This window comes from Pseudomonas sp. SP16.1 (assembly GCF_052682975.1).
On sequence record NZ_JBQYFZ010000001.1, the window covers coordinates 4,716,798 to 4,737,932 of the forward strand.

The window sequence follows — 21,135 nt, forward strand, 5'->3', positions numbered from 1 at the left end:
GGCGCACCCTACGGCTGAAGGATATGCAATGAACGCCATCACCCAACCCGTCAAACCCGCCGCCGAGCGTGCGCCGTCCTACTACTCGGCCTCGCTCAACTTCGAGACCGACTACCCGACGCTGCAGGGCAGCGTGAGCGTCGACGTGGCCATCATCGGCGGCGGCTTCACCGGCGTCGCCACCGCGGTGGAGCTGGCCGAGCGCGGCCTCAAGGTGGCCGTGATCGAGACCCATAAGATCGGCTGGGGCGCCACCGGGCGCAACGGCGGCCAGGTCACCGGCAGCCTGTCCGGCGACGAGGCCATGCGCAAGCAGATGCGCAACAGCCTGGGCGAGGAGGTGGACGACTTCATCTGGCACCTGCGCTGGCGTGGCCACCAGATCATCAAGAGCCGGGTGGAAAAGTACGGCATCGACTGCGACCTCAAGCACGGCCACCTGCACGCGGCGATGAAACCGGTGCATATGGACGAGCTCAAGGCCACCTATGACGAGGCCCTGCGCCGCGGCATGGAGGGCGAGGTGACGCTGCTCGACGCCGCCGGGGTGCGTGCGCAACTGGGCAGCGAGCTGTACTGCGGGGCGCTGAAGAACAGCCGCAACATGCACCTGCACCCGCTCAACCTGTGCATCGGCGAGGCCAGGGCCGCCGAGAGCCTCGGCGCGCTGATCTTCGAGCATTCCGAGGTGCTGGAGATCGTCCACGGCCCGCGTCCGGCGGTGGTCACCCGCGGCGGGCGGATCGAGGCCAAGCAGGTGCTGCTGGCCGGCGACGTCTACCACAAGCTCGAGCGCAAGCAGCTCAAGGGCCTGATCTTCCCGGCCATGGGCGGCATCGTCACCACCGCGCCGCTCGGCGAGCTGGCCCGCCAGATCAACCCGCACGACCTGGCGGTATACGACTGCCGCTTCGTGCTCGACTACCATCGCCTCACCGCCGACGGTCGCCTGCTGTTCGGCGGCGGCTGCAACTACTCCGGGCGCGACTCGCGGGATATCGCCGGCGAGCTGCGCCCTTGCATCGAGCGCACCTTCCCGCAGCTCAAGGGGGTGCAGATCGACTTCCAGTGGAGCTGCGCCATGGGCATCGTCATGAACCGCATCCCGCAGCTGGGCAAGCTGTCCAGCAACGTCTGGTACTGCCAGGGCTACTCCGGCCACGGCATCGCCACCACCCACATCATGGGCGAGATCATGGCCAAGGCGATCACCGGCGACCTCGAGCAGTTCGACACCTTCGCCGCCTGCAAGCAGATCAAGGTGCCGCTCGGCGACCAGCTCGGCAACCCGATGCTGGCCGCCGGCATGTGGTACTACCAGATGCTGGAGAAGCTGCGCTGACAAATGCCGCGCGTTGCGCCCGGGGTGTCCTATGCGGGCGGCTCGTCCGCTATCGTCGGCATCTCCAGCGGCGTGGCGAAATTCAGCGCCATCATGTAGACCGAGCCGCCGCCCGGTCGTGCCAGCCCGGCGTTGGCGCAGATGAAGTCGAAAACCGCGTCGGCCTGGTGTGCATCCACCACCACATTGACCACCCGTGCGAGCAGTGCCTCGGGCAGCTGGTTGCGGCGCACCTGGGCGGCCTGCGCGACGGTTACGCGCCGACAGCGAACGCTGTCGGCGCGGGTGATGCCCTGTTCCTCGCGCAGCGCCTGGAGCAGCCGGCGATCCGTGCCGTCGTCGGGCAATAGGCAGGTGATGAGTTTGGCCGCCGCGCCAGGCACGGCGTAGGCGGGCGGGTTCACGAGGCTTTTCCTTTTTCCAGCAGTTCGGCCGGGATATAGGTGGCGACTTTCTCCACCGGCATCGCATAGATCATGCCGGCGCCGGGAACGTCCAGTTCGGCCGTGCGATAGATGGCCTCCACTATCGCGTCCTGATAGTCCGCGGCCACCAGCAGACTGACCACCTCCTTCTCCGCGTCGATGGCGATGCCGAGCAGGCCGAGGCGCTCGCGTGGGCCAACGCCATGGGCGTGATAGACGATGGCGCCGGGCGCCCCCAGGGCCTGGGCCGCGCGGATCACCAGATCGGCACGGCCGGCGGCGACCACGCAGGTGATCAATGCCACTTCGGTGAGATAGGTGATGGCCTCGGTTTTCATGCCGACTCCCTCCCGCATGATGGTTGACTCGCCGCCTGACCCCCAGTGGCCCTCGACTGCATCCACACCTGCAGGCGCGCCCAGTACCCCAGCAGCATGACGCTGATGATCGGGCCGACGGACGCCATGCAGAGAATCCCGAAGCCCTCGACGGCCTGGGTGGCGTTGCCCAGGCCGAGACCCATGGCCAGCACCAGCGGCACCGTGATCGGCCCGGTGGTGACTCCGGCGCTGTCCCAGGCCACGTTGACGAACTCCTCGCTGGAGAAGGCCGTCAGCACGACGGCCAGCAGGTAGGGCGGCACTACCAGCCAGGCCAAGGGCAGGTCGAGCACCAGCTTGGCCACGCCCACTGCGATGCCGATACCCAGCGCCAGCACCAGCGGCACCGTGACCGGCCCCGTGGTCACCGCCCCGGCATCCCAGGCCAGGCCTATGACCTTGACCAGCTGCGGATCGCCGGCGAGGTACAGCGTCAGCAGCAGCACCGGTAGCAGCGATACATAGATGAGCGGCTTCAGGCTCCAGCCGTAGAGGAAGCGGAGCGTGCCGGTGACCGCGGCCACGCCGACGCTGGCGCCGACCACCAGGACCAGCTGGTCTGCCCACTGGTTGAGGAGCGCCCACAGGTACGGCGCCTGCTCCGCGGAAATATTCTGTCCGGCGGCACGCAGGGCGCCGATCGCCGGTTCCGCGAATGTCACGCCGATGCCGAGCAGCAGGGTGACCAGCAGCACCACCGGCAGGGACGACTTGCGCGGCAGGTTGTTGCCGATGATCTCCCCGAATGGCATCAGGCCGAGCTTCAGCCCCTCCATGAACAGCATCAGCCCGACTATCACCGCCAGCAGGCCGACCGTGACCAGCAACGAGTCGTCCACCAGCTGGCGCAGGATGAGGATCTGGAACAGGGCCAGGTACAGCGCCAGCGGTACCACGGCACGCATCTGATCGAACAGGCGGACCTGTACATAGGGTTTGAGGACGGCAACGATCTCGTCCCCGCGCAATTTCGCGGCACGCCGGGGGGCGGCTTGCCAGCGGCCTTCGGTATCGCGTACCGGCGCAGGCATCAGCTCCCGCAGGGGAATCTCGCGGCGGCCCGCACCGATCTGGCGCAAGTAGTCGGCATAGCGAAGTGAATCCTTCATGCGCTGTTCCGCTGTTGGTCGGTGGCAGGCCGTCTCGTCTGGCTTGAAGCCTAGAGGGGCTTTGCCTGCGCGTCCAACCCGCTGGCAGCTACAGGCTGGCGCCAGCCCTGCGGGGCAGGCGCTCGCTGCGTTCGGCGACGAAGGCCACAGGCGGGGAGCCGTCGGCGCCGAGCTGGAGGATGCGCTCGGGCCGGCCCTGCTCGTCGAAGAACACCTGGCCGAGGCCGGCGCCGTTCCACAGGCGCTCGCCGGCGCGGCTGCGCTCGGGAATCAGCGGGCTGACGCGCATGCGCCGGCGCTTGGTCAGCCAGTTGAGTGGCGAGGCGGGTGCATAGAGCCAGCGGTTGAGGCGGTCGAACCAGTCCAGCAGGCGCGGCGGGAACTCGTTCTTGATGCCGCTGCTGGTGATCTGCCAGATGGTCGGGCTGGCGCGGCGCTGGCGGATGCTCACGCGGTAGACGAAGGAGTAGTGCACGTCGCCGGAGAGGATGACGAAGTCGCCCGGCGTGCGCGAGTGGCGGAAGATGTTCATCATCACGCTGGCCGCGCCGCGATGCGCCATCCAGTTCTCCGCGTCGACCAGCAGCGGGTGGCCGGCGTAGGTGAACAGCTTCTGGATGCCCTCGATCAGCTTGACGCCGAACATCGGCGCCGGCGAGACGATGATGCAGGCCGGGTGGTCGAGCAGCGCCTGCTGGAAGTCGCACAGCGCCTCCCAGTCCATCAGCCCCGATGGCCGCGACAGGCGCCTCTCGCTGCGCCAGCGGCGGGTGCGGGTGTCCAGCACCAGCAGCGCCGGCGTGGTCGGCAGCACGTACTGCCAGCGCTCGAAATGACGCAGCCGTTCCAGCAGCCGGTCCTGCGCCAGGGCCTCCAGTCGGTTGCCCTGGCGGGCGTTCTCCAGCAGCTCGGCGCAGGCCGCCAGCGGCTCGGCGAAGGCGTCCGGGTCGTTGCCCCAGCCCTGGCACAGCAGGTAGGCGAGCAGGGCGTTGCCGATGATGCGCCGGGAGAAGGGGTGGCCGTAGGCGGTCTGCTCCCAGCGTGCCGAGAGGTTCCAGTCGTCGGTGACATCATGGTCGTCGAAGATCATCAGCGTCGGCAGATGGGCCAGCACCCGGGCGACCTGGCCGAGCGACTGGCGAAAGGCCTCGACGTGCCGGCGTTCCTCGGCGTAGCGGCGGCGCTGCTCGGCGTCCAGCGTAGGCTGGCCTTCGGCGATCAGGGTCCAGGGCACGGGCGACCACACCAGCAGGTACATGGCGATCATCTCGGCGAAGGTCACCAGGTGGTTGTCGGCGTTGCTGCTGGTGAAGATGGGTTTCTCCACGCCGCCGAAGAACTTGTCACGCAGGGTCTGGTTGCTCTTCAGCGCCGGCAGCAGCTCGGCGCGCCGGTAGTAGCCGGCCGGGGCGGCGTACAACGCCTGGCTGTCGGCGACTAGCGCGCCTTCGAGGCTTTCGTCGCACAGGCCGAGGCGCTCGATCAGCTGGTGGATGGCGCACAGCGTCGGCCCGGCGACGTCGTCGACATAGACCTGGTCGCCGTTCATCAGCAGCAGCGCCGGGCGCTGCGCCGCCTCGGGCTGGGCGGCCAGCAGGCGGTCGGCGCAGAGCAGGCCGTCAGTGGCCGCATGGTGCGGCTTGCGGCAGGAACCGTGGAGCAGCTGGTCGATGCGCGCCTTGAGCACGAAATCGGCGCGGCTGCGGCCGGGATAGAGCAGCTGCGGCGCCCAGTCGGCCATGCCGCGTGCGGCGTCGCCGTCGAGGATCTGCAGGTCGTAGGCGATGCGCACGTCCTGCGGCAGGGGCTGCGTCAGCGCCAGGTCGATCAGGTGCAGCACGGCGTGGCGCCCCAGCGGCAGTTGCCGGCAATGCGCGGCCAGGGCGTGCAGCCGCTCGGCCTGGCCCTCGGGCTGCAGGCACAGGCGCAGCGCCAGCGGCCGGCTCGCCACCAGCCAGAGCACCAGGCGGCCGGGCTCCAGGCGGCGCAGCAGCGGTCCGGCAAGAACATCGGGCAGGGTGGGGCGGTCGGAAGGCATCGGGGTGGCGGTCTCGGTTAGGTGAAGGCTTATCGACAGTGGCAGAGCGCCATGAGTTCAGCCGGCGGCGCGGCGCAGGCGTTCGAGGTCGAGGACTTCGATCTCGCCATAGCTCAGGCGCACGATACCCTGGGCCTGCAGCTCCTTGAGGATCTGGTTGGTGGTCTGCCGGGACACCGCCAGCATCAGCGCGAGCTGTTCCTGGGCCAGCTGGATCACCCGCCGCGGCTCGCCCTCGCCGTAGTTCTCGGCGATCAGCAGCAGGCGCCGGGCCAGGCGCGGCGCGGCCGGCAGCAGGCTCATCTCCTCCAGGGCGACGAAGGCCAGGCGCAGCTTCTGGCTCATCAGCAGGGCGAAGTCGCGCCAGTAGCGCGGCTGCGCCTCGAGCAGGGCGAGCAGCTCGGCCTGGGGCACCAGCAACAGCGTGCTGGCACTTTCGGCGAAGGCGTCATGGGTGCGCGGCAGGCCGTCGAACAGGGAGATCTCGCCGAACCAGTAGGGCGGCTCGACCAGGGTCAGCAGCGCCTCCTTGCCGCTCTCGCTGACCGCGCCGATGCGCATCGCGCCTTCGACCACCGCATACAGCCCGCTGGGCTTGTCGCCGCGGCGGAACAGGCGCTGGCCGGGCTCCAGGCGCAGCACCTGGGCCATGCCCAGCAGCGCGCCCTGCAGCTCGCCGGGCAGGCCGGCGAACCAGTGGCCCTGTTGCAGGCGGGCGAGGAAGGGATGGGGATCGTGCATCGAGACTCCTGGGCTTTGTCGGCTAGCTGACAGAGTGGCGGGCGAGCGGGGCGCGATCATGCCAGGGCCTGTCGTGAAAAAGGATCGTGACCCCATGAAAACCCTAGTCGAGCATCTGGCCCAATATGCGGCCTACCACCGTGACCGGCGCAATATCGCCAGTCATTTCATCGGCATTCCCATGATAGTGCTGGCCGTGGCGGTGCTGCTGTCGCGTCCCGGTTTCCCGCTGCTCGGCCTGTGGCTGGCGCCGGCGACCCTGGTGGCGCTGGCCGCGGCGCTGTTCTACCTGCGCCTGGATCGCCGTTTCGGCCTGCTGATGGCGCTGTTGCTGGCGCTCAGCCTGTGGCTCGCGGCGAAGCTGGCGACGGCCGGCACCGGCCTGTGGCTGACGGCGGGTATCGGCCTGTTCGTGGTCGGCTGGGTTATCCAGTTCGTCGGCCATTACTACGAGGGGCGCAAGCCGGCCTTTGTCGACGACATCATGGGGCTGGTGATCGGCCCGCTGTTCGTGGTCGCCGAGGCGGCCTTCCTGCTCGGCCTGCGCAAGGAAATCGAGCAGGCGGTGGTGGAGATCGCTGGTCCCACCTGCATCCGCGATAAGAAGGCGCTGGCCTGATGAGGGTGTCACAGCTTTTCGACTCGTAGTCGGCTGTCGCGGCTAAAGCCCCCTCCCAGGGTATGGCCCGGTGGGAGGGGCTTTAGCCGCGAGCTTCCAGCGCTTGGCAGCGAGGAGAACTTCCGGTGTGCGGTAACGCATTCGACCCTAGTACATCGCCATCCACTGGCTGGTCAGCGCGCGCGCATGGCGGTCCACGGTGATCGGCGCGAACGGCCGGCCGGAGACGCTGGCCAGCGCGTTGCTCTGGCTGTTCATGTCGGCCAGGGCGGCGCGCAGGTAGCTCCAGCGGGTCTGCAGCTTGCTCAGCTGCGGGTTGGCCTTGCGGTCCAGGGCCTCCAGCTCGGCGTCGATGGCCGGCAGCAACTGGCGTTCGTCCTGTCCCAGGTAGGTATTCGGCTGCTCGCGGGCGATCTCGAAGGTGCCCAGGTAGGAGCGGGCCAGGTACTGCACGGCGAGGTATTCGACCTTCGCCGCTAGTTCGCTCTGCCCTTCGCCACCGGGCAGGGCGCGGGCGGCGCTGAGGAAGTCGCGCAGCGCGCGGCTGAGGTCCTCGGGGAAGCGCCAGGGCAGGTTTTCCTCGCCGGGGCCATAGGAAACACCGTTGCGCAGTTGGGTAACAAGTGCCTGGTGGGTGCTGGTGAGGGTTGCGCTGCCCTGCGGCAGGCTCTGCATGGCGCCGGCCAGGGCCGCCAGGTCGGCCTCCAGGCGCTGCTGATGGGTTTTCTGGAAACCTTCGCCGCGCAGCAGCATCAGACTGCTGGTGGCGCGGCTGGCATGGACCTGGATCTGTTCCTGCGGGCTGATGGCTTCGGCGAAGGCCAGCGGCGAGAGGCCGACGAACAGCCCGAGCAACCAGATGAATAGCTGGCGGGACAACGGCTTACTGCGCATCCGGGGTGCTCCTTATTATTCTTGTGAGCAGGGTTGGAATGGGCGGCGTCGGGGGACGCGGGGCCAAGACTACTGCTTCATGCGCCGCCGGACATGAGCCGAAAGTGTGATTTCGTCGGAATTTCCTAGGGGCTGGTGATGTTTGGGCAAGAGATGCCGCGCGCCGCTCTCGTAGGGTGGGTTAGCCGCCTGTGATGTTGCCGGTCGACTCGCAGTGCCGGATGCGGCGTAACCCACCATCGGCGCAACGCCATCCATCGCCTGGTGGGTTACGCGGTGCACGACCTTTATCTGCGCCCGGAAGATCGGCATTCGGCGCCGCTAACCCACTGTTGCGCTCTGCCTCAATACCCCGATGTCGAAGGTCAACAGCACCTAGGCGCTCCCGGCCCGTTGCCGCAAGTAGCGGGCGGTGAAGTCGTCGGCGGGAAACAGCGTCTCCAGCGCCAGTTCGGCCAGGGTCACGTCGTTGGGCGTGCCGAACACCGTGGTGGTGCTGATCAGGCTCAGCACGCCCTGTTCGCTGCGCAGCTGCAGCGGCACCAGCACCGAGTCGGCGGGCGGTTCGGCGCTATCCGGCGGCGCGGGGTAGGCCTGCAGTTCCTCGAGCAGGGCGTGCAGGGCCTCGTCGCCGCTGATCTCGGCGTCGCGGCGCAGGCGCAGCAGCAGGTGCGCGCGCCATTGGCCGAGGTTGACGATGCGTGGCGCCAGGCCCTCGGGGTGCAGCGACAGGCGCAGCACGTTGAGCGGCGGGCCGAGCAGGAAATCCGCCACGCCAGCGAGGAAGGGCGCCACCGCGGCGTTGGCCGCCAGCAGGTTCCACTGGCGGTCGATGGCCAGCGCCGGGTAGGGCTCATGGGCCTTGAGCAATTGCTCGATGGCCTGGCGCGCCGGGGCCAGCGCCGGGTCGGCCAGCTCATGCTGGCTGTACAGCGGCGCGTAGCCGGCAGCCCCGAGCAGGCGGTTGCGCTCGCGCAGGGGAATGTCCAGCTGTTCGGCCAGGTGCAGCAGCATGTCGCGGCTGGGCTGGGCGCGGCCGGTCTCGACGAAGCTCAGGTGGCGCGTGGATATCTCGGCCTCGCAGGCGAGGTCGAGCTGGCTCAGGCGGCGCCGCTGGCGCCATTGGCGCAGCAGGGCGCCGGCGGTCGGGGATGTGTTCATGGCCAGCACGATACTCCAGCGGCTTCATGCCGGCCATTACCTGGCAGGTAATCGACGCCGCGCGCGTTTCGGCGAAACCTGTGCGCCAGGCACCACCCCGGTGCCCTCTTCTGGAGGATTCGCCATGAACGCACTGCAACCTTCCCCACTGCTGCGCAATGCGCTGCTGATCGACGGCCTGCTCAGCGGCGCCACCGGCCTGCTGCTGGTACTGGCCGCCGGCTGGCTGGGCGCCTTTCTCGAACTGCCGCGCCTGCTGCTGCTGGTCGCCGGCAGCGCGCTGCTGCCCTTCGCGGTCATGCTGGTGTGGCTGGCCAACCGCGCCGAGCTGAGCCGCCAGGTGGTGTGGGCGGTGATCGCGGTCAACGCCGTCTGGGTGATCGACAGTCTGCTGTTGCTGGTGGTCGGCTGGGTTTCACCGAATCTGTTCGGCTACGCCTTCGTCGTCGCCCAGGCGGTGGCGGTGGCGCTGCTCGCCGAGCTGCAGTGGTACGGCCTGAAGCATGCGCGGACGGCGCAGGCCTGAGCGCGCGGCCCGCTGTCGGTGCTCGGCTGGCGGGCGGTCGTCGCGATAACGCCGGCTCAGAGCACGCCCCGCAGGCTCAGCTCGGCGCCGAGCAGCAGCAGGCCGATGAAGAAGCAGCGCTTGAACAGATGCGCGCTGATGCGCCGGCGCAACCACTGGCCGCCGGCCATGCCCAGCAGCGCCGGCACCAGCGCCAGCAGCGACAGCCCGAGTAGCGCCGGCTGGAGCAGCTCGCCGCGCTGGCCGAGGCTCGCCGCCAGGGCCAGGGTGGAGACGCTGAACGACAGCCCCAGCGCCTGCACCAGCTCGTCCTTCTCCAGGCCGATGGCCTGCAGGTAGGGCACCGCGGGGATCACGAACACCCCGGTCAGGGCGGTGAGGGCGCCGGTCGCGGCGCCGATCAGCGGCGCCAGCCAGGCTTCCTGCGCCGGCCGGACGTGAAAGCGCACCGCCAGCAGGCCGAGGCCGGCATAGAGCACCAGCGCCATGCCGAGCCATTGGCTGGCCTGGGCCAGGTCGCGACCGCGCAGCCACCCGCCGAGCAGCAGGGTGCCGAGCACGATGCCCAGCAGCATCGGCCACAGACGCCGCAGCATCGGCCAGGGGTTTCGACCGTCGGCCAGCTGCCAGATATTGGTCACCATCGACGGCACCAGCAGCAGCGCCGCGGCCTGCATCGGCGGCATCACCAAACCCAGCAGCCCCACCGAGATGGTCGGCAGGCCGAGGCCGACCACGCCCTTGACCAGGCCGGCGAGGAGGAAGGTGGCGAGAATCAGCGGCAGGTAGCTGACGAGCCCTTCAGTCATGGTCGTGCTCCGCCCGGCTGTCGGCGGGCGCCTGTTCGCGCCGCTGCATGTCGTAGTCGCGCAGCACCTGGGCGATGCGCAGGCGGTAGTCGGCGAAGATCCGCGCCCGTCCCGCCGCCTGGGCGTGGCGGTGGGCCTCCTGCTGGCGCCAGGCGGCGATCGACGCCTCGTCCTGCCAGAACGACAGCGACAGCACCTTGCCCGGCTGCTTGAGGCTCTGGAAGCGTTCGATGGAGATGAAGCCGCGTTGGTCGGCGAGCAGCGACTGCAGCTCGGCGGCGATGTCCAGGTAGTCCTGGCGCTGGCCCGGTTTGGCCTCGGCTTCGAAGATCACGGCGAGCATGGCGGTTCTCCTTGACTGGCATGCGATGGATTTCGCTGCCAGTATCTGCAGACATCGACCGCCATGTTTCGTCGCGAGGTGAATTATGGAATACGCACCGGGCATCAGCTCCACCGCCGCCCTGCTCGCCGATCCCGGCCGGGTCGCCATGCTTTGGGCGCTGATGGATGGCAGCGCACGGCCGGCCGGCGAACTGGCGCTGCTCGCCGGGCTGTCGCCCTCCTCGACCAGCGCGCACCTGAGCAAGCTGGTCGAGGGCGGCTTGCTGGCGCTGCAGCGTCACGGTCGCAACCGTTTCTATCGCCTGGCCGGACCCGAGGTCGGCCAGTTGCTGGAGGCGCTGGCCACGACTTCGCAAGCGCTGCAGCCGCGCCGGACCCGCACCTTGCCGGCCTCGCGCGGCACGCCGCCGGCACTGCGCGAGGCGCGTACCTGCTACGACCATCTGGCCGGCGAGCTGGCGGTGGGCCTGTTCGAGCGCATGGGTACGGCGGGCTGGCTGGTTCAGCAAGGTGGGCAGGTGCAGCTCAGCGAGGTCGGGGCGGCGGCCCTAGGCGCTTTGGGGATCGATCTCGAGGCCCTGCGCAAACGCCGTCGGCAACTGGCCTGCGCCTGCCCTGACTGGAGCGAACGCAAGCCGCATCTGGGTGGGGCTTTGGGCGCGGCATTGCTGGAAACCTGCAAGCAGGCGGGCTGGTTGCGTCCGTCCGGCGCTTCGCGGGCGCTGCACGTGTCGCCGCAGGGGCGCAGGGCGATCGGTCGGATCGCGGCCCCGTAGGGACAAACCGTGGGGCGGGCCGGGCGGCGATCCGCTTCAGCCCACCAAACAAAGGTTGACTCCGCTCGGTGGGCTGAAGCCCACCCTACGAAGTGCCGTTTAGCCACGCGCCGTCGGCTGCCCGGCCTTGGGCTTGAAGTACAGGGTTTCGCCGCGGCTCAGGCCGGCCAGGCTGAGGTGATCCTTGGCCACTTCCGCTTCGATCGGCTCCGCTTGGCCGGCGACCTTGAGGGTCACCCGGGTGATGGCGCCGAGCGGGCGGATGTCGCGTACCTCGCCGGCCTGGTGGCCTGCCTCCGCCTGACGCGCCAGGTGGATCTCGTGCGGGCGGAACAGCACGTGATGATCGCCGCCGCCGACGTAGAGGCGGTTGGCGTCGCCCAAGAAGTGGTAGACGAAATCGCTGGCCGGATACTCGTAGACCTCCGCCGGCGTGCCGATCTGCTCGATTACGCCCTTGTTCATCACCACGATGCGGTCGGCCACTTCCATGGCTTCTTCCTGGTCGTGGGTGACGAACACGGAAGTCAGGTGCACGTCTTCGTGCAGGCGCGCCAGCCAGCGGCGCAGCTCCTTGCGCACCTTGGCGTCGAGGGCGCCGAACGGCTCGTCGAGCAGCAGCACGCGCGGCTCCACCGCCAGCGCGCGGGCCAGGGCGATGCGCTGGCGCTGGCCGCCGGAGAGCTGTTCGGGGTAGCGGTCGCCGAGCCAGTCGAGCTGCACCAGGTCGAGCAGTTCGTGGACCTTGCGCTTGATCACCTCCTCGCTCGGGCGCTGGCCCTTGGGTTTCATGCGCAGGCCGAAGGCGACGTTGTCGAATACCGTCATATGGCGGAACAGCGCGTAATGCTGGAACACGAAGCCGACGTTGCGCTCGCGCACGTCGTGGTTGGAGACGTCCTCGCCATGGAACTGGATGCTGCCGCTGTCCGGGGTTTCCAGGCCGGCGATGATGCGCAGCAATGTGGTCTTGCCGCAGCCGGACGGGCCGAGCAGGGCGACCAGCTCGCCGCTGCGGATATTCAGGTTGATGTCGTCCAGCGCCTGGAAGGCATTGAAGCGTTTGCTGACGTTGCGGATTTCGATGCTCATAAGTTATTCCTCGCGGGCTTTCAGGCGGCTCTCGCTCCACTGCTTGAGCAGCAGGATCAGCAGCGCCAGCAACAGCAGCAGGCTGGCCACGCTGAAGGCGGCGACGTGGTTGTATTCGTTGTAGAGAATCTCGACGTGCAGCGGCAGGGTGTTGGTGTAGCCGCGGATATGCCCGGACACCACCGACACCGCGCCGAACTCGCCCATGGCCCGCGCGGTGCACAGCACCACGCCGTAGATCAGGCCCCATTTGATGTTGGGCAGGGTCACGTGCCAGAACATCTGCCAGCCACCCGCGCCGAGCAGGCGCGCGGCCTCCTCTTCCTGGGTGCCCTGTTCCTGCATCAGCGGGATCAGTTCGCGGGCGACGAAGGGCACGGTGACGAAGATGGTGGCGAGGACGATGCCCGGCAGGGCGAAGATGATCTGGATGCCGTGCTCGCGCAGCCAGGGGCCGAAGAAGCCCTGGGCGCCGAACAGCAGCACGTAGATCAGCCCGGCGATCACCGGCGACACCGAGAACGGCAGGTCGATCAGGGTCACCAGGAGGCTCTTGCCGCGGAACTCGTACTTGCTCACGCACCAGGCGGCGGCCACGCCGAACACCAGGTTGAGCGGCACGGCGATACCGACGGCGAGCAGGGTCAGTTTCAGCGCGCTGATCGCATCGGGCTCGAGGATCGCGGCGACGAACACACCGAGGCCCTGCTTGAGCGCCTCGCTCGCCACCACCAACAGCGGCAGCAGCAGGAAGAAGGCGAATACCAGCCAGGCCGCCAGGATCAGCAGGCGCCGGCCCAGGGCGTTGCCGCGACGGGCGGCGTTGTTGACGGCACTGGCCGTCAGGGTCGTGGAAGTCATGCCCGGCTCCTCAGGAACGGCTGATGCGGCGCTGCAGCAGGTTGATCAGCAGCAGCAGGATGAACGACACCACCAGCATCATCACGCCGATGGCGGTGGCGCTGGCGTAGTTGTACTGGTCCAGCTGCACCATGATCAGCAGCGGCAGGATCTCGGTCTTCATCGGCATATTGCCGGCTATAAAAATTACGGATCCGTACTCGCCGACGCCGCGGGCGAAGGCTAGGGCGAAGCCGGTCAGCCAGGCCGGCAGCAGTGCCGGCAGCAGCACGTGGCGGGCCACCTGCAGCGGCTTGGCGCCCAGGCAGGCGGCGGCTTCCTCGACCTCGCGGGGGATGTCGGCCAGCACCGGCTGGATGGTGCGCACCACGAAGGGCAGGGTGACGAAGGTCAGCGCCAGGGTGATGCCCAGCGGGGTGTAGGCGATCTTGAAACCCAGGGACGTGGCGAACTGGCCGATCAAACCGTTGGGCGCATAGAGCGCGGTCAGGGCGATACCGGCAACGGCGGTGGGCAGGGCGAACGGCAGGTCGATCATCGCCTCGATGATCTTGCGTCCGGGGAAGCGGTAGCGCACCAGCACCCAGGCCAGCAGGGTGCCGATCACACCGTTGATCACGGCGGCGAGCAAGGCGGTGCCGAAGCTGAGCTTCAAGGCGGCCAGCACGCGTGGCGAGGAAATGATCGCCCAGAACTGTTCCCAGGTGAGCTGGGCGGCGTGGACGAACATGGCACCCAGGGGAATCAGCACCAACAGGCTGAGGTACACCAGGGTGTAACCCAGCGTCAGCCCGAAGCCGGGTATGACGGGGGAAGTACGGCGAGACATGGCCTGTCCTTAAATCGGTTGGCGTTGGAACGCTCTAGCAAACCAAGGGTGGGCAGGCTTCAGCCCCACCCACCCTTGCGCATCACTGGGCCTGGTAGATCTGGTCGAACACGCCGCCGTCGTTGAAGAACTTCGGCTGCGCGGTTTTCCAGCCGCCGAAGTCAGCGTCGATGGTCACCAGCTTGAGCTGCGGGAACTGCTGGGCGAACTCGGCGGCAATCGCCTGGTTGCGCGGGCGGTAGAAGTGCTTGGCGGCGATGCGCTGGCCTTGCTCGCTGTACAGGTAGTTCAGGTAAGCCTCGGCGACCTGGCGTGTGCCCTTCTTGTCGACGTTCGCATCGACCACGCTCACCGGCGGTTCGGCGAGGATCGACAGCGACGGCGCGACGATCTCGAAGTTCTCCCCACCTTCTTCCTTGAGCGCCAGGAAGGCCTCGTTCTCCCAGGCCAGCAGCACGTCGCCGATGCCGTTGTTGACGAAGGTGATGGTCGAGCCGCGCGCCCCGGTATCCAGCACCGGGACGTTCTTGTAGAGCTTCTCGGTGAAGGCCTTGGCCTCGGCTTCGCTGCCGTACTTCTGCTGGGCGTAGGCCCAGGCGGCGAGGAAGTTCCAGCGCGCGCCGCCGGAGGTCTTCGGGTTGGGGGTGATCACTTCCACGCCCGGCTTGACCAGGTCGTCCCAGTCCTTGATGCCTTCGGGGTTGCCCTTGCGCACCAGGAACACGATGGTCGAGGTGTAGGGGGTGCTGGCGTCCGGCAGGCGCTCCTGCCAGTTCTCCGGGATCAGCTTGCCGAGCTTGTACAGCTCGTCGATGTCGCCGGCCAGGGCCAGGGTCACCACGTCGGCGCGCAGGCCGTCGATCACTGCGCGGGCCTGCTTGCCCGAGCCGCCATGGGACTGCTGGATGGTCACCGCCTCGTTGCCCTGGGCCTGCCAGTGCTGGTTGAAGGCGGCGTTGAATTCGCTGTAGAGCTCACGGGTCGGGTCGTAGGACACGTTGAGCAGGGTCTGGGCGGCGGCGGGGCCGGCGACCCCTGTAATAACGAGTGCGCTGGCCAGTGCGGCCAGGGCAAAACGGCGGATGGACATGGTGCAGCTCCTAACTGGATTTTTATCTTGGCTCTGGTTCGTGGCGGTCAGTCGCACATTCGCGGACGACAGCAACGGTGGCGGTGCGTGTTCATGGCTGGTGGCTTCTCATGGTCACGCCCTCCGGTGGTCCAGTCGGGCTGCTTGCTTGGTTCAGGCGCTCTTGTTGCCGGGCGGCTGCGGGCGAAACTTTTCCTTGCGCTCGATCTGCACCACCTGGCCGTTGTGCAGGGTGATTTCCACCGAGCCGAATTTCAGACCCTGCAGGGCGGTCTGGATCTCGCGCAGGATGCTGGCGTCGTCCTGGCCTTCGAGGTTGCTCGGCGTCGCGGTCATTTCCAGGTTCCTTGTGACGGATTCGCCACGACGACGGCGGGCGGCCGACGCTGGCGTGGAGCGGATAGTAGAAAGGCCGAAATATTCTTAAAAATATTGTTTAAGAACATTTATATGCTTTTCGGAGATAAGAGGCGCGATGCGTTTTATTTTGTTTATGGAATAAGTAAATAAATTCTTATTCTTTTTAGAGTTGATCCATGCTGCCTAGACTGGCGCCATTCGACTTCAGGAGGCGCCGTCATGGGCAGCGAAGCAATCCGTTATCTGATCCTGCCGGGCTGGCAGGGCTCGCCCGAGGAGCACTGGCAGAGCCATTGGCAGCGCAGCCTGCCGAACAGCGCGCGAGTAGAGCAGGCCGACTGGCTCAACCCCCGGCGTGGCGATTGGGTGGCGGCGCTGAACCAGGCCGTGGCGGCCGATCCGCGCCCGACCATCCTCATCGCCCACAGCCTGGGGTGCGTCACCGTGGCGCATTGGGCGGCGCAGGCGCCGCTCGAGCTGCTGCGCCGGGTGCGTGGCGCCTTGCTGGTGGCGCCGGCCGATGTCGAGCGGCCCGGTTGCCCCGAAGCGCTGCAGAACTTCGCGCCCATTCCGCGCGACCCGCTGCCATTTCCCAGCCTGCTGATCGGCTCCGACAACGACGCCGCGGCCAGCGCCGCGCGGGCTCTCGAGCTGGCCCGGCAGTGGGGCAGCGAGGCGGCGATTCTCACCGGTGCCGGGCATATCAACGTCAAGTCCGGGCATCGCCACTGGGAGCAGGGCTTCGCCTACCTCTATCGCCTGCAGGGCCGGATCGAGCAGCAGGCGCGGTTGCGCGCCTGATTCGTCAGCCCTAAACCCTCTTCGAGGCGGGATCGGGCCAGGCAGCCGCCCGCCTCATTTTTATTGGCTGTATCTGCGTTAGCTGTTGCTAGGCGCTCCAGGCAACGCTCGGGGCCTTGTCGGGTGGGCCGGGCGGCGATCCGCATTAGCCCACGCTGAGCAGCGTTGGTGGGCTAAAGCCCACCCTACGGACCTCTGCACCGCTAACGCAGACATAACCGTTTTATTCGCCCGCCGGCCGCGCCCCGGCGCGGCGCCGTTCCGGAGCCCCAGGACATGCCGTTTTCGTCGAACATTTCGCCAGCCCTGACCTTCGCCGAGGTCGACAAGAGCCCGCTGAGCATCCGCGCCAAGGCGCTGGTGTTCGTCGACCCGCGCTCGCGCCAGCTGCGCGAGCGCGCCGAGGCCCTGGCGCCGGGCAATCAGGCGCTGCTGATCCGCGGCGAGACCGGCACCGGCAAGGAGCTGCTGGCCCGCTACATCCACCGCCACAGCGAGCGCGGCGGCCTGTTCGTGGCGATGAGCGGCGGCGCCATCAGCCCGCAATGGGGCGAGGCCGAGCTGTTCGGTCACGTCGCCGGCGCCCATGTCGGCGGCGCCAGCAGCCGCGCCGGCTGGTTCGGCTCGGCCAACGGCGGCACGCTCTACCTGGACGAGATCGCCGACCTGCCGCGGCCGCTGCAGGGCAAGCTGCTCGCCGCGCTGGAAACCCGCGAGCTGTACCGCGTCGGCGCCGGCCAGGCGTTGCCGGTGGACGTCAGGCTGGTGGCGGCCAGCAGCATCGACCTGGCCCGCGCGGTGGCCGCCGGCACCTTCGACGAGCGCCTGTACGCCTACCTGGGCGACGGCCTGCTCGAGCTGCCGGCGCTGCGCCAGCGGGTCGGCGACATCCTGCCGCTGGCCGAGTATTTCCTCGGCAGCCATGCCCAGCGCCTGGGCCTGGCGATCCCGCCGATCAGCCCCGCAGCGCAGAGCGTGCTGGAGGCGCACAGCTGGCCGGGCAACACCCGCGAGCTGGAGAACGTCATCCACTTCGCCCTGCTGCTGGCCGGCAGCGCCGAGATCGGGCCGCAGCACCTGCAGCTACCGGGCATCTCCTAGGGTGTCGCGGGGCCGCCCAGGCCGTGCGCACCGGGCTTTCCGGCGAACTGGCCGGTTCGGGGGTGTAGGTTGGCGCTGAGCGCAGCGAAGCCCAACAGGGAGTGCGCCGCACTCCGCCCGGCGATCCGCGGCTCTTCGCTCGACGCTCCCTCCGCCTGGCGATCCAGCCCAGCCGTTGGACTTAGTCGCAGGCTCCTCAGCCCCACCTACGGCGCGAGCAGCGACACCGATTTCACCTGCGCCCACAGCGCCTGGCCGGCCTGGATGCCGAGCTGGTCGAAGGAGTAGCGGGTGATCCGCGCCAGCAGGCGCTGCTCGCCCAGGCGCAGGGTCAGCAGCACCTGGGCGTCGAGGGCGCGCCAGTCGTCCACCGTCACCGGCAGCAGGTTGAGCAGGCTGCTGCCCTCGGCGCGCTGCAGGCCGAGGCTGACGTCGCGCGCCTTGATCTTCACCCGCACCCCGTGCCCGCTCGGCAGCGGGCCGTGCGGAAGGCGCAGGCGCGCGTCGCTGCCGGGCAGGCTCAGTTCCAGCAGCTGGTAGGCGGCGTCGTGGCCGCTGACCCGGCCGTCGATCACCGCCTCGGCGTCGTCCTCCAGGGCGAAGGGCAGGTCGGCGCGCAGCAGGGTTTCCTTGAGCGGGCCGCTGGCACGCACCCGGCCGTCGTCGAGCAGCACCAGGTGGTCGGCCAGGCGCGCCACCTCGTCCGGCGCGTGGCTGACGTAGAGCACGGGAATCTCCAGCTCCTGGTGCAGGCGCTCCAGATAGGGCAGCACCTCCAGCTTGCGCTTGAGATCGAGCGAAGCCAGCGGCTCGTCCATCAGCAGCAGGCGCGGGCTGGTCAGCAGGGCGCGGGCGATGCCGACGCGCTGGCGTTCGCCGCCGGACAGGCTGTGCGGCAGGCGTTCGAGCAGATGGCCGATGCCGAGCAGCTCCAGCGCCTGCTCCAGCGCCACCTTGCGCGCGGCGGCGGGAATGCGCCGCTGGCCGTACTCCAGGTTGCGCCGCACGCTAAGGTGGGGGAACAGGTTGGCGTCCTGGAACACGTAGCCGATGGCGCGCTTATGCGCCGGCAGGAAGTGGCCGCTGGCGCTGTCCTGCCACAGCTCACCGGCCACCTGCAGATAGCCTTGCTGCGGTCGTTCCAGACCGGCGAAGCAGCGCAGGCAGCTGGTCTTGCCCGAGCCGGAGTGGCCGAACAGGGCGCTGACGCCGCGCGCCGGCAGGTCGAGGTCGAGGTCCAGGCGAAAGCCCGGATGCTCGAGGAGAAAACGTGCGCGAATGCGGCCGTCGTCCGTCACGGCGGGGGCCGAGGCCTTGGCGAAACCGAGCATCACCACAGCCTCGTCTTGCCGGCGCGCCCGGCGTAGAGCGCGAGCAGCACGATAAAGGAGAACGCCACCATGCCGCCGGCCAGCCAGTGAGCCTGGGCGTAATTCATCGTTTCCACGTGGTTGTAGATCTGCACCGAAGCCACCTGGGTCTTGCCGGGGATATTGCCGCCGATCATCAGCACCACGCCGAACTCGCCGACGGTATGGGCGAAGCCGAGCACGGCGGCGGTGACGATGCCGGGCCTGGCCAGCGGCAGCACCACGCTGAAGAAGGCGTCCCAGGCGCCGGCGCGCAGGGTCGCGGCGGCCTCCAGCGGGCCGCGGCCGATGGCCTCGAAGGCGTTCTGCAGCGGCTGCACGACGAAGGGCAGCGAGTAGAACACCGAGGCGATCACCAGGCCGGTGAAGCTGAAGGTGAAGGTGCCCAAGCCGAGGCTCTGGGTCAGCTGGCCGATAAAGCCGTTGGGGCCCATGGCGACCAACAGGTAGAAGCCGATCACCGTCGGCGGCAGTACCAGCGGCAGGGCGACCACGGCGCCGACCGGCTGCTTCAGGCGCGAGCGGGTGCGCGCCAGCCACCAGGCGATGGGGGTGCCGATCAGCAGCAGGAGGACGGTGGTCAGCGAGGCCAACTGCAGGGTCAGGAGGACGGCGTCGAGGTCGGCTCGGGTCAGCGGCATGCGGCGGCCTAGCGTTGGTAGCCAAAGGATTGAATGATCGCGGCGGCCTGCGGACTCTTGAGGTAGTCCAGCAGCGCGGCGGCGGCTGGGTTGTCGGCGCCTCGCTTGAGGATCAGCGCATCCTGCCTGATCGGCTCGTGCAGTGCCTGCGGCACTATCCAGGCCGAGCCGCTGGCGATCTGGCCGTCCCGGTACACCTGCGACAGGGCGACGAAACCCAGTTCGGCGTTGCTGGTGGCGACGAACTGGTGGGTCTGGGTGATGCTCTGGCCTTCCACCAGCTTGCCCTCGAGCGCCTCGCGCAGGCCCAGCTTTTCCAGCGTCTGGATGGCGGCCAGACCGTAGGGCGCGGCCTTGGGGTTGGCGATGGCCAGGTGCTTGAATTGACCGGCGCGCAAGGCGGCATCGCTGCCGTCGAGGGTGTTGGCGTCGGCCGACCACAGTACCAGGCTGCCGACGGCGTAGGTGAAGCGCGAGCCGGGCACGCCGGCGCCTTCGCTTTCCAGCCGGGCCGGGGTGCTGTCGTCGGCGGCCAGCAACAGGTCGAACGGCGCGCCGTTCCTGATCTGCGCATAGAACTGGCCGGTGGCGCCGTAGGCGGCGACCAGCTTGTGGCCGGTGGCTTTCTCGAATTCGGGTGCGATGGCCTGAATCGGCGCGGTGAAATTGGCGGCGACGGCGACCTTCACTTCCTCGGCCAGCGCCGGTGCGGCGCCGACGAGGAACAGGGCGAGCAGCAGAGGGCGAGCGTCGAGCATAGGGTCTCCGTAGCGTTGTTTAGTTTTCTATATAGCGCCAGGCCTGCGCAGTCGCCATGGGCGGTCTGCCCCGGCGTCTGGGCTTGAGGGATGGCCGGCATCTTGGCCATTGGCTGACCCTCAAGTCAAGTGCGTCGCCACACGCTGGCCAGCCAGGGCTGCTGCTCGCGTGGCAGGCCGGCCGGGCGGTAATAGTGCTCCAGTTCGACGAAGCCGGCCGCCGCGAGTCGCGCGCGCCAGTGCGCCAGGTCGTGGTAGGCGCCATAGCGCGGGCCGTTCCAGCCTTCCTGGTTGTCGCCGCGCGGGTTGGAGCTCAGCAGCACGCCGCCCGGCTTGAGCGTGGCATGCAGCTGGCCGAGCACGCGCGGCAACTGCTGGTCCGGCACGTGGAACAGACTGGCGTTGGCGAAGATGCCGTCGAACCGCGCGCTCGGCAGCTCGAGGGCGAGGAAATCCTGCAGCCAGACCTCGCAGCCGCTGTCCGCGCGGGCCATCTCGACGAAGCGCGGGCAGCCGTCGAGGCCGACCGGCTGGTGGCCGAGGGCGGCGAAGGTGCGCAGGTCGCGCCCCGGTCCGCAGCCGAAGTCGAGAATCTGGTAGGGCGGCTCGGCCCGGATATGGCGCAGCAGCGCGGTGACGTTCTGGCTGACGTCGTGGTCGCGGGTGCCTTCGCGAAAGTCTTCGGCGTTGTCCTGGTAATGGGCCAGGGTCAGGGCGCTGATCCGGGCGAGTTCATCTGGGCTCAGGGGCATGGCAATGGTCCGGCAAATAAAGGCATTAAACCCGCTCCTGGCCGGTCGGAATAGATGGGCTGTTGGCCGCCGCTAGCGCACCTGTGGGAGGGGCTTAAGCCGCGAGCAGGCGATCTTATCGATCCAGCATGGAAATGGTGGATGTGAAGAGCGACATCCACCCTACGGCTCACCGCGCCTTTGCATGACGATGCGTAGGGCGGGTGCCTTGCCATGGCGCAACCCGCGCAACAGCCTGTTCGCCGGTTTGCCCGGCTCCTGCGCTTTGCCTTAGATTGGCCGGCTCACCGCGACCGGAACCGGCCGGTCATGCCT

At 68.4% G+C, this 21,135-nt stretch carries 24 protein-coding genes; 6 read left to right on the forward strand and 18 right to left on the reverse strand.

Going from position 1 to position 21,135, the window contains the following annotated elements:
• Window positions 1–28 precede the first annotated feature (28 nt).
• Window positions 29–1,342, forward strand: a complete 1,314-nt coding sequence (locus tag ACUTAF_RS22220; protein WP_445581991.1) for an NAD(P)/FAD-dependent oxidoreductase — start codon at window positions 29–31, stop codon at window positions 1,340–1,342.
• 29 nt (window positions 1,343–1,371) lie between these two features.
• Here the strand turns inward: ACUTAF_RS22220 and ACUTAF_RS22225 are convergent, their stop codons facing one another.
• The 5 genes from ACUTAF_RS22225 to ACUTAF_RS22245 form a co-directional block, all read right to left on the reverse strand.
• A complete protein-coding gene (locus ACUTAF_RS22225; RefSeq protein ID WP_445581992.1) occupies window positions 1,372–1,746 on the reverse strand; it encodes a hypothetical protein in 375 nt (124 codons plus the stop codon).
• Complete coding sequence (locus tag ACUTAF_RS22230; RefSeq protein WP_445581993.1) at window positions 1,743–2,105, reverse strand: P-II family nitrogen regulator; 363 nt, start codon at window positions 2,103–2,105, stop codon at window positions 1,743–1,745. Before ACUTAF_RS22230 ends, ACUTAF_RS22225 begins: the two co-directional genes overlap by 4 nt.
• The gene (locus tag ACUTAF_RS22235) at window positions 2,102–3,256 is read right to left on the reverse strand and encodes a DUF1538 domain-containing protein (RefSeq protein ID WP_445581994.1); all 1,155 of its coding nucleotides are present in this window, start codon (window positions 3,254–3,256) and stop codon (window positions 2,102–2,104) included. Before ACUTAF_RS22235 ends, ACUTAF_RS22230 begins: the two co-directional genes overlap by 4 nt.
• A gap of 88 nt (window positions 3,257–3,344) precedes the next feature.
• A complete protein-coding gene (locus ACUTAF_RS22240; protein ID WP_445581995.1) occupies window positions 3,345–5,294 on the reverse strand; it encodes a metallophosphoesterase family protein in 1,950 nt (649 codons plus the stop codon).
• A gap of 57 nt (window positions 5,295–5,351) precedes the next feature.
• A complete protein-coding gene (locus ACUTAF_RS22245) occupies window positions 5,352–6,035 on the reverse strand; it encodes a Crp/Fnr family transcriptional regulator (RefSeq protein WP_445581996.1) in 684 nt (227 codons plus the stop codon).
• A gap of 94 nt (window positions 6,036–6,129) precedes the next feature.
• On the opposite strand from ACUTAF_RS22245, the gene ACUTAF_RS22250 reads away from it, so the two are divergent.
• Entirely contained in the window at window positions 6,130–6,654 is a 525-nt protein-coding gene (locus tag ACUTAF_RS22250) for an Mpo1 family 2-hydroxy fatty acid dioxygenase (protein WP_445581997.1), read from the forward strand.
• A 147-nt stretch (window positions 6,655–6,801) separates the two neighbouring features.
• Here the strand turns inward: ACUTAF_RS22250 and ACUTAF_RS22255 are convergent, their stop codons facing one another.
• Window positions 6,802–7,548 carry a hypothetical protein gene (locus ACUTAF_RS22255; protein ID WP_445581998.1) on the reverse strand — a complete coding sequence of 249 codons (747 nt, stop codon included), beginning with the start codon at window positions 7,546–7,548 and terminating at the stop codon, window positions 6,802–6,804.
• A 375-nt stretch (window positions 7,549–7,923) separates the two neighbouring features.
• Window positions 7,924–8,709: an MmyB family transcriptional regulator gene (locus ACUTAF_RS22260; protein ID WP_445581999.1), complete on the reverse strand. Its 786-nt coding sequence runs from the start codon at window positions 8,707–8,709 to the stop codon at window positions 7,924–7,926.
• 124 nt (window positions 8,710–8,833) lie between these two features.
• Between ACUTAF_RS22260 and ACUTAF_RS22265 the strand changes: the two genes are divergently transcribed.
• The gene (locus tag ACUTAF_RS22265; protein WP_445582000.1) at window positions 8,834–9,235 is read left to right on the forward strand and encodes a hypothetical protein; all 402 of its coding nucleotides are present in this window, start codon (window positions 8,834–8,836) and stop codon (window positions 9,233–9,235) included.
• Between the two features lie 56 nt (window positions 9,236–9,291).
• Here the strand turns inward: ACUTAF_RS22265 and ACUTAF_RS22270 are convergent, their stop codons facing one another.
• On the reverse strand, window positions 9,292–10,044 hold the full coding sequence (locus ACUTAF_RS22270; RefSeq protein ID WP_445582001.1) for a sulfite exporter TauE/SafE family protein: 753 nt from the start codon (window positions 10,042–10,044) through the stop codon (window positions 9,292–9,294).
• Complete coding sequence (locus ACUTAF_RS22275) at window positions 10,037–10,387, reverse strand: antibiotic biosynthesis monooxygenase family protein (protein WP_445582002.1); 351 nt, start codon at window positions 10,385–10,387, stop codon at window positions 10,037–10,039. Before ACUTAF_RS22275 ends, ACUTAF_RS22270 begins: the two co-directional genes overlap by 8 nt.
• 85 nt (window positions 10,388–10,472) lie before the next feature.
• On the opposite strand from ACUTAF_RS22275, the gene ACUTAF_RS22280 reads away from it, so the two are divergent.
• Entirely contained in the window at window positions 10,473–11,165 is a 693-nt protein-coding gene (locus ACUTAF_RS22280) for an ArsR/SmtB family transcription factor (protein WP_445582003.1), read from the forward strand.
• Window positions 11,166–11,264: 99 nt separating this feature from the next.
• Here the strand turns inward: ACUTAF_RS22280 and ACUTAF_RS22285 are convergent, their stop codons facing one another.
• The 5 genes from ACUTAF_RS22285 to oscA all read right to left on the reverse strand — a co-directional run bounded on the left by ACUTAF_RS22285 (window position 11,265) and on the right by oscA (window position 15,373).
• A complete protein-coding gene (locus ACUTAF_RS22285) occupies window positions 11,265–12,257 on the reverse strand; it encodes a sulfate/molybdate ABC transporter ATP-binding protein (protein ID WP_445582004.1) in 993 nt (330 codons plus the stop codon).
• Between the two features lie 3 nt (window positions 12,258–12,260).
• Window positions 12,261–13,118: a sulfate ABC transporter permease subunit CysW gene (gene cysW, locus ACUTAF_RS22290; RefSeq protein ID WP_445582005.1), complete on the reverse strand. Its 858-nt coding sequence runs from the start codon at window positions 13,116–13,118 to the stop codon at window positions 12,261–12,263.
• A gap of 10 nt (window positions 13,119–13,128) precedes the next feature.
• Window positions 13,129–13,947, reverse strand: a complete 819-nt coding sequence (gene cysT / locus ACUTAF_RS22295) for a sulfate ABC transporter permease subunit CysT (protein ID WP_445582006.1) — start codon at window positions 13,945–13,947, stop codon at window positions 13,129–13,131.
• 82 nt (window positions 13,948–14,029) lie between these two features.
• Complete coding sequence (locus ACUTAF_RS22300) at window positions 14,030–15,037, reverse strand: sulfate ABC transporter substrate-binding protein (RefSeq protein ID WP_445582007.1); 1,008 nt, start codon at window positions 15,035–15,037, stop codon at window positions 14,030–14,032.
• A gap of 153 nt (window positions 15,038–15,190) precedes the next feature.
• Entirely contained in the window at window positions 15,191–15,373 is a 183-nt protein-coding gene (oscA, locus tag ACUTAF_RS22305) for a sulfur starvation response protein OscA (RefSeq protein ID WP_445582008.1), read from the reverse strand.
• A gap of 243 nt (window positions 15,374–15,616) precedes the next feature.
• Between oscA and ACUTAF_RS22310 the strand changes: the two genes are divergently transcribed.
• The gene (locus ACUTAF_RS22310) at window positions 15,617–16,198 is read left to right on the forward strand and encodes an RBBP9/YdeN family alpha/beta hydrolase (RefSeq protein WP_445582009.1); all 582 of its coding nucleotides are present in this window, start codon (window positions 15,617–15,619) and stop codon (window positions 16,196–16,198) included.
• 276 nt (window positions 16,199–16,474) lie between these two features.
• Complete coding sequence (locus ACUTAF_RS22315) at window positions 16,475–17,299, forward strand: sigma 54-interacting transcriptional regulator (RefSeq protein ID WP_445582010.1); 825 nt, start codon at window positions 16,475–16,477, stop codon at window positions 17,297–17,299.
• Between the two features lie 206 nt (window positions 17,300–17,505).
• Here the strand turns inward: ACUTAF_RS22315 and modC are convergent, their stop codons facing one another.
• From modC to ACUTAF_RS22335, 4 genes are all read right to left on the reverse strand, one after another.
• Entirely contained in the window at window positions 17,506–18,630 is a 1,125-nt protein-coding gene (gene modC, locus ACUTAF_RS22320) for a molybdenum ABC transporter ATP-binding protein (protein WP_445582011.1), read from the reverse strand.
• Window positions 18,630–19,310 carry a molybdate ABC transporter permease subunit gene (modB, locus tag ACUTAF_RS22325; RefSeq protein ID WP_445582012.1) on the reverse strand — a complete coding sequence of 227 codons (681 nt, stop codon included), beginning with the start codon at window positions 19,308–19,310 and terminating at the stop codon, window positions 18,630–18,632. Before modB ends, modC begins: the two co-directional genes overlap by 1 nt.
• An 8-nt stretch (window positions 19,311–19,318) precedes the next feature.
• Window positions 19,319–20,068: a molybdate ABC transporter substrate-binding protein gene (gene modA, locus ACUTAF_RS22330; RefSeq protein ID WP_445582013.1), complete on the reverse strand. Its 750-nt coding sequence runs from the start codon at window positions 20,066–20,068 to the stop codon at window positions 19,319–19,321.
• Between the two features lie 125 nt (window positions 20,069–20,193).
• Window positions 20,194–20,820 carry a class I SAM-dependent DNA methyltransferase gene (locus tag ACUTAF_RS22335; RefSeq protein ID WP_445582014.1) on the reverse strand — a complete coding sequence of 209 codons (627 nt, stop codon included), beginning with the start codon at window positions 20,818–20,820 and terminating at the stop codon, window positions 20,194–20,196.
• Window positions 20,821–21,135: the final 315 nt, after the last annotated feature.

Coding starts and splice junctions, on each gene's coding strand:
- ACUTAF_RS22220 (WP_445581991.1), top strand. CDS start 29: ATGAACGCCATCACCCAACCCGTCAAACCCGCCGCCGAGCGTGCGCCG.
- ACUTAF_RS22300 (WP_445582007.1), bottom strand. CDS start 15,037: ATGTCCATCCGCCGTTTTGCCCTGGCCGCACTGGCCAGCGCACTCGTT.
- ACUTAF_RS22235 (WP_445581994.1), bottom strand. CDS start 3,256: ATGAAGGATTCACTTCGCTATGCCGACTACTTGCGCCAGATCGGTGCG.
- ACUTAF_RS22260 (WP_445581999.1), bottom strand. CDS start 8,709: ATGAACACATCCCCGACCGCCGGCGCCCTGCTGCGCCAATGGCGCCAG.
- ACUTAF_RS22335 (WP_445582014.1), bottom strand. CDS start 20,820: ATGCCCCTGAGCCCAGATGAACTCGCCCGGATCAGCGCCCTGACCCTG.
- modA (WP_445582013.1), bottom strand. CDS start 20,068: ATGCTCGACGCTCGCCCTCTGCTGCTCGCCCTGTTCCTCGTCGGCGCC.
- ACUTAF_RS22245 (WP_445581996.1), bottom strand. CDS start 6,035: ATGCACGATCCCCATCCCTTCCTCGCCCGCCTGCAACAGGGCCACTGG.
- ACUTAF_RS22230 (WP_445581993.1), bottom strand. CDS start 2,105: ATGAAAACCGAGGCCATCACCTATCTCACCGAAGTGGCATTGATCACC.
- modC (WP_445582011.1), bottom strand. CDS start 18,630: ATGCTCGGTTTCGCCAAGGCCTCGGCCCCCGCCGTGACGGACGACGGC.
- ACUTAF_RS22270 (WP_445582001.1), bottom strand. CDS start 10,044: ATGACTGAAGGGCTCGTCAGCTACCTGCCGCTGATTCTCGCCACCTTC.
- ACUTAF_RS22310 (WP_445582009.1), top strand. CDS start 15,617: ATGGGCAGCGAAGCAATCCGTTATCTGATCCTGCCGGGCTGGCAGGGC.
- ACUTAF_RS22265 (WP_445582000.1), top strand. CDS start 8,834: ATGAACGCACTGCAACCTTCCCCACTGCTGCGCAATGCGCTGCTGATC.
- ACUTAF_RS22275 (WP_445582002.1), bottom strand. CDS start 10,387: ATGCTCGCCGTGATCTTCGAAGCCGAGGCCAAACCGGGCCAGCGCCAG.
- ACUTAF_RS22315 (WP_445582010.1), top strand. CDS start 16,475: ATGCCGTTTTCGTCGAACATTTCGCCAGCCCTGACCTTCGCCGAGGTC.
- ACUTAF_RS22280 (WP_445582003.1), top strand. CDS start 10,473: ATGGAATACGCACCGGGCATCAGCTCCACCGCCGCCCTGCTCGCCGAT.
- ACUTAF_RS22285 (WP_445582004.1), bottom strand. CDS start 12,257: ATGAGCATCGAAATCCGCAACGTCAGCAAACGCTTCAATGCCTTCCAG.
- oscA (WP_445582008.1), bottom strand. CDS start 15,373: ATGACCGCGACGCCGAGCAACCTCGAAGGCCAGGACGACGCCAGCATC.
- cysW (WP_445582005.1), bottom strand. CDS start 13,118: ATGACTTCCACGACCCTGACGGCCAGTGCCGTCAACAACGCCGCCCGT.
- ACUTAF_RS22255 (WP_445581998.1), bottom strand. CDS start 7,548: ATGCGCAGTAAGCCGTTGTCCCGCCAGCTATTCATCTGGTTGCTCGGG.
- modB (WP_445582012.1), bottom strand. CDS start 19,310: ATGCCGCTGACCCGAGCCGACCTCGACGCCGTCCTCCTGACCCTGCAG.
- ACUTAF_RS22240 (WP_445581995.1), bottom strand. CDS start 5,294: ATGCCTTCCGACCGCCCCACCCTGCCCGATGTTCTTGCCGGACCGCTG.
- ACUTAF_RS22250 (WP_445581997.1), top strand. CDS start 6,130: ATGAAAACCCTAGTCGAGCATCTGGCCCAATATGCGGCCTACCACCGT.
- cysT (WP_445582006.1), bottom strand. CDS start 13,947: ATGTCTCGCCGTACTTCCCCCGTCATACCCGGCTTCGGGCTGACGCTG.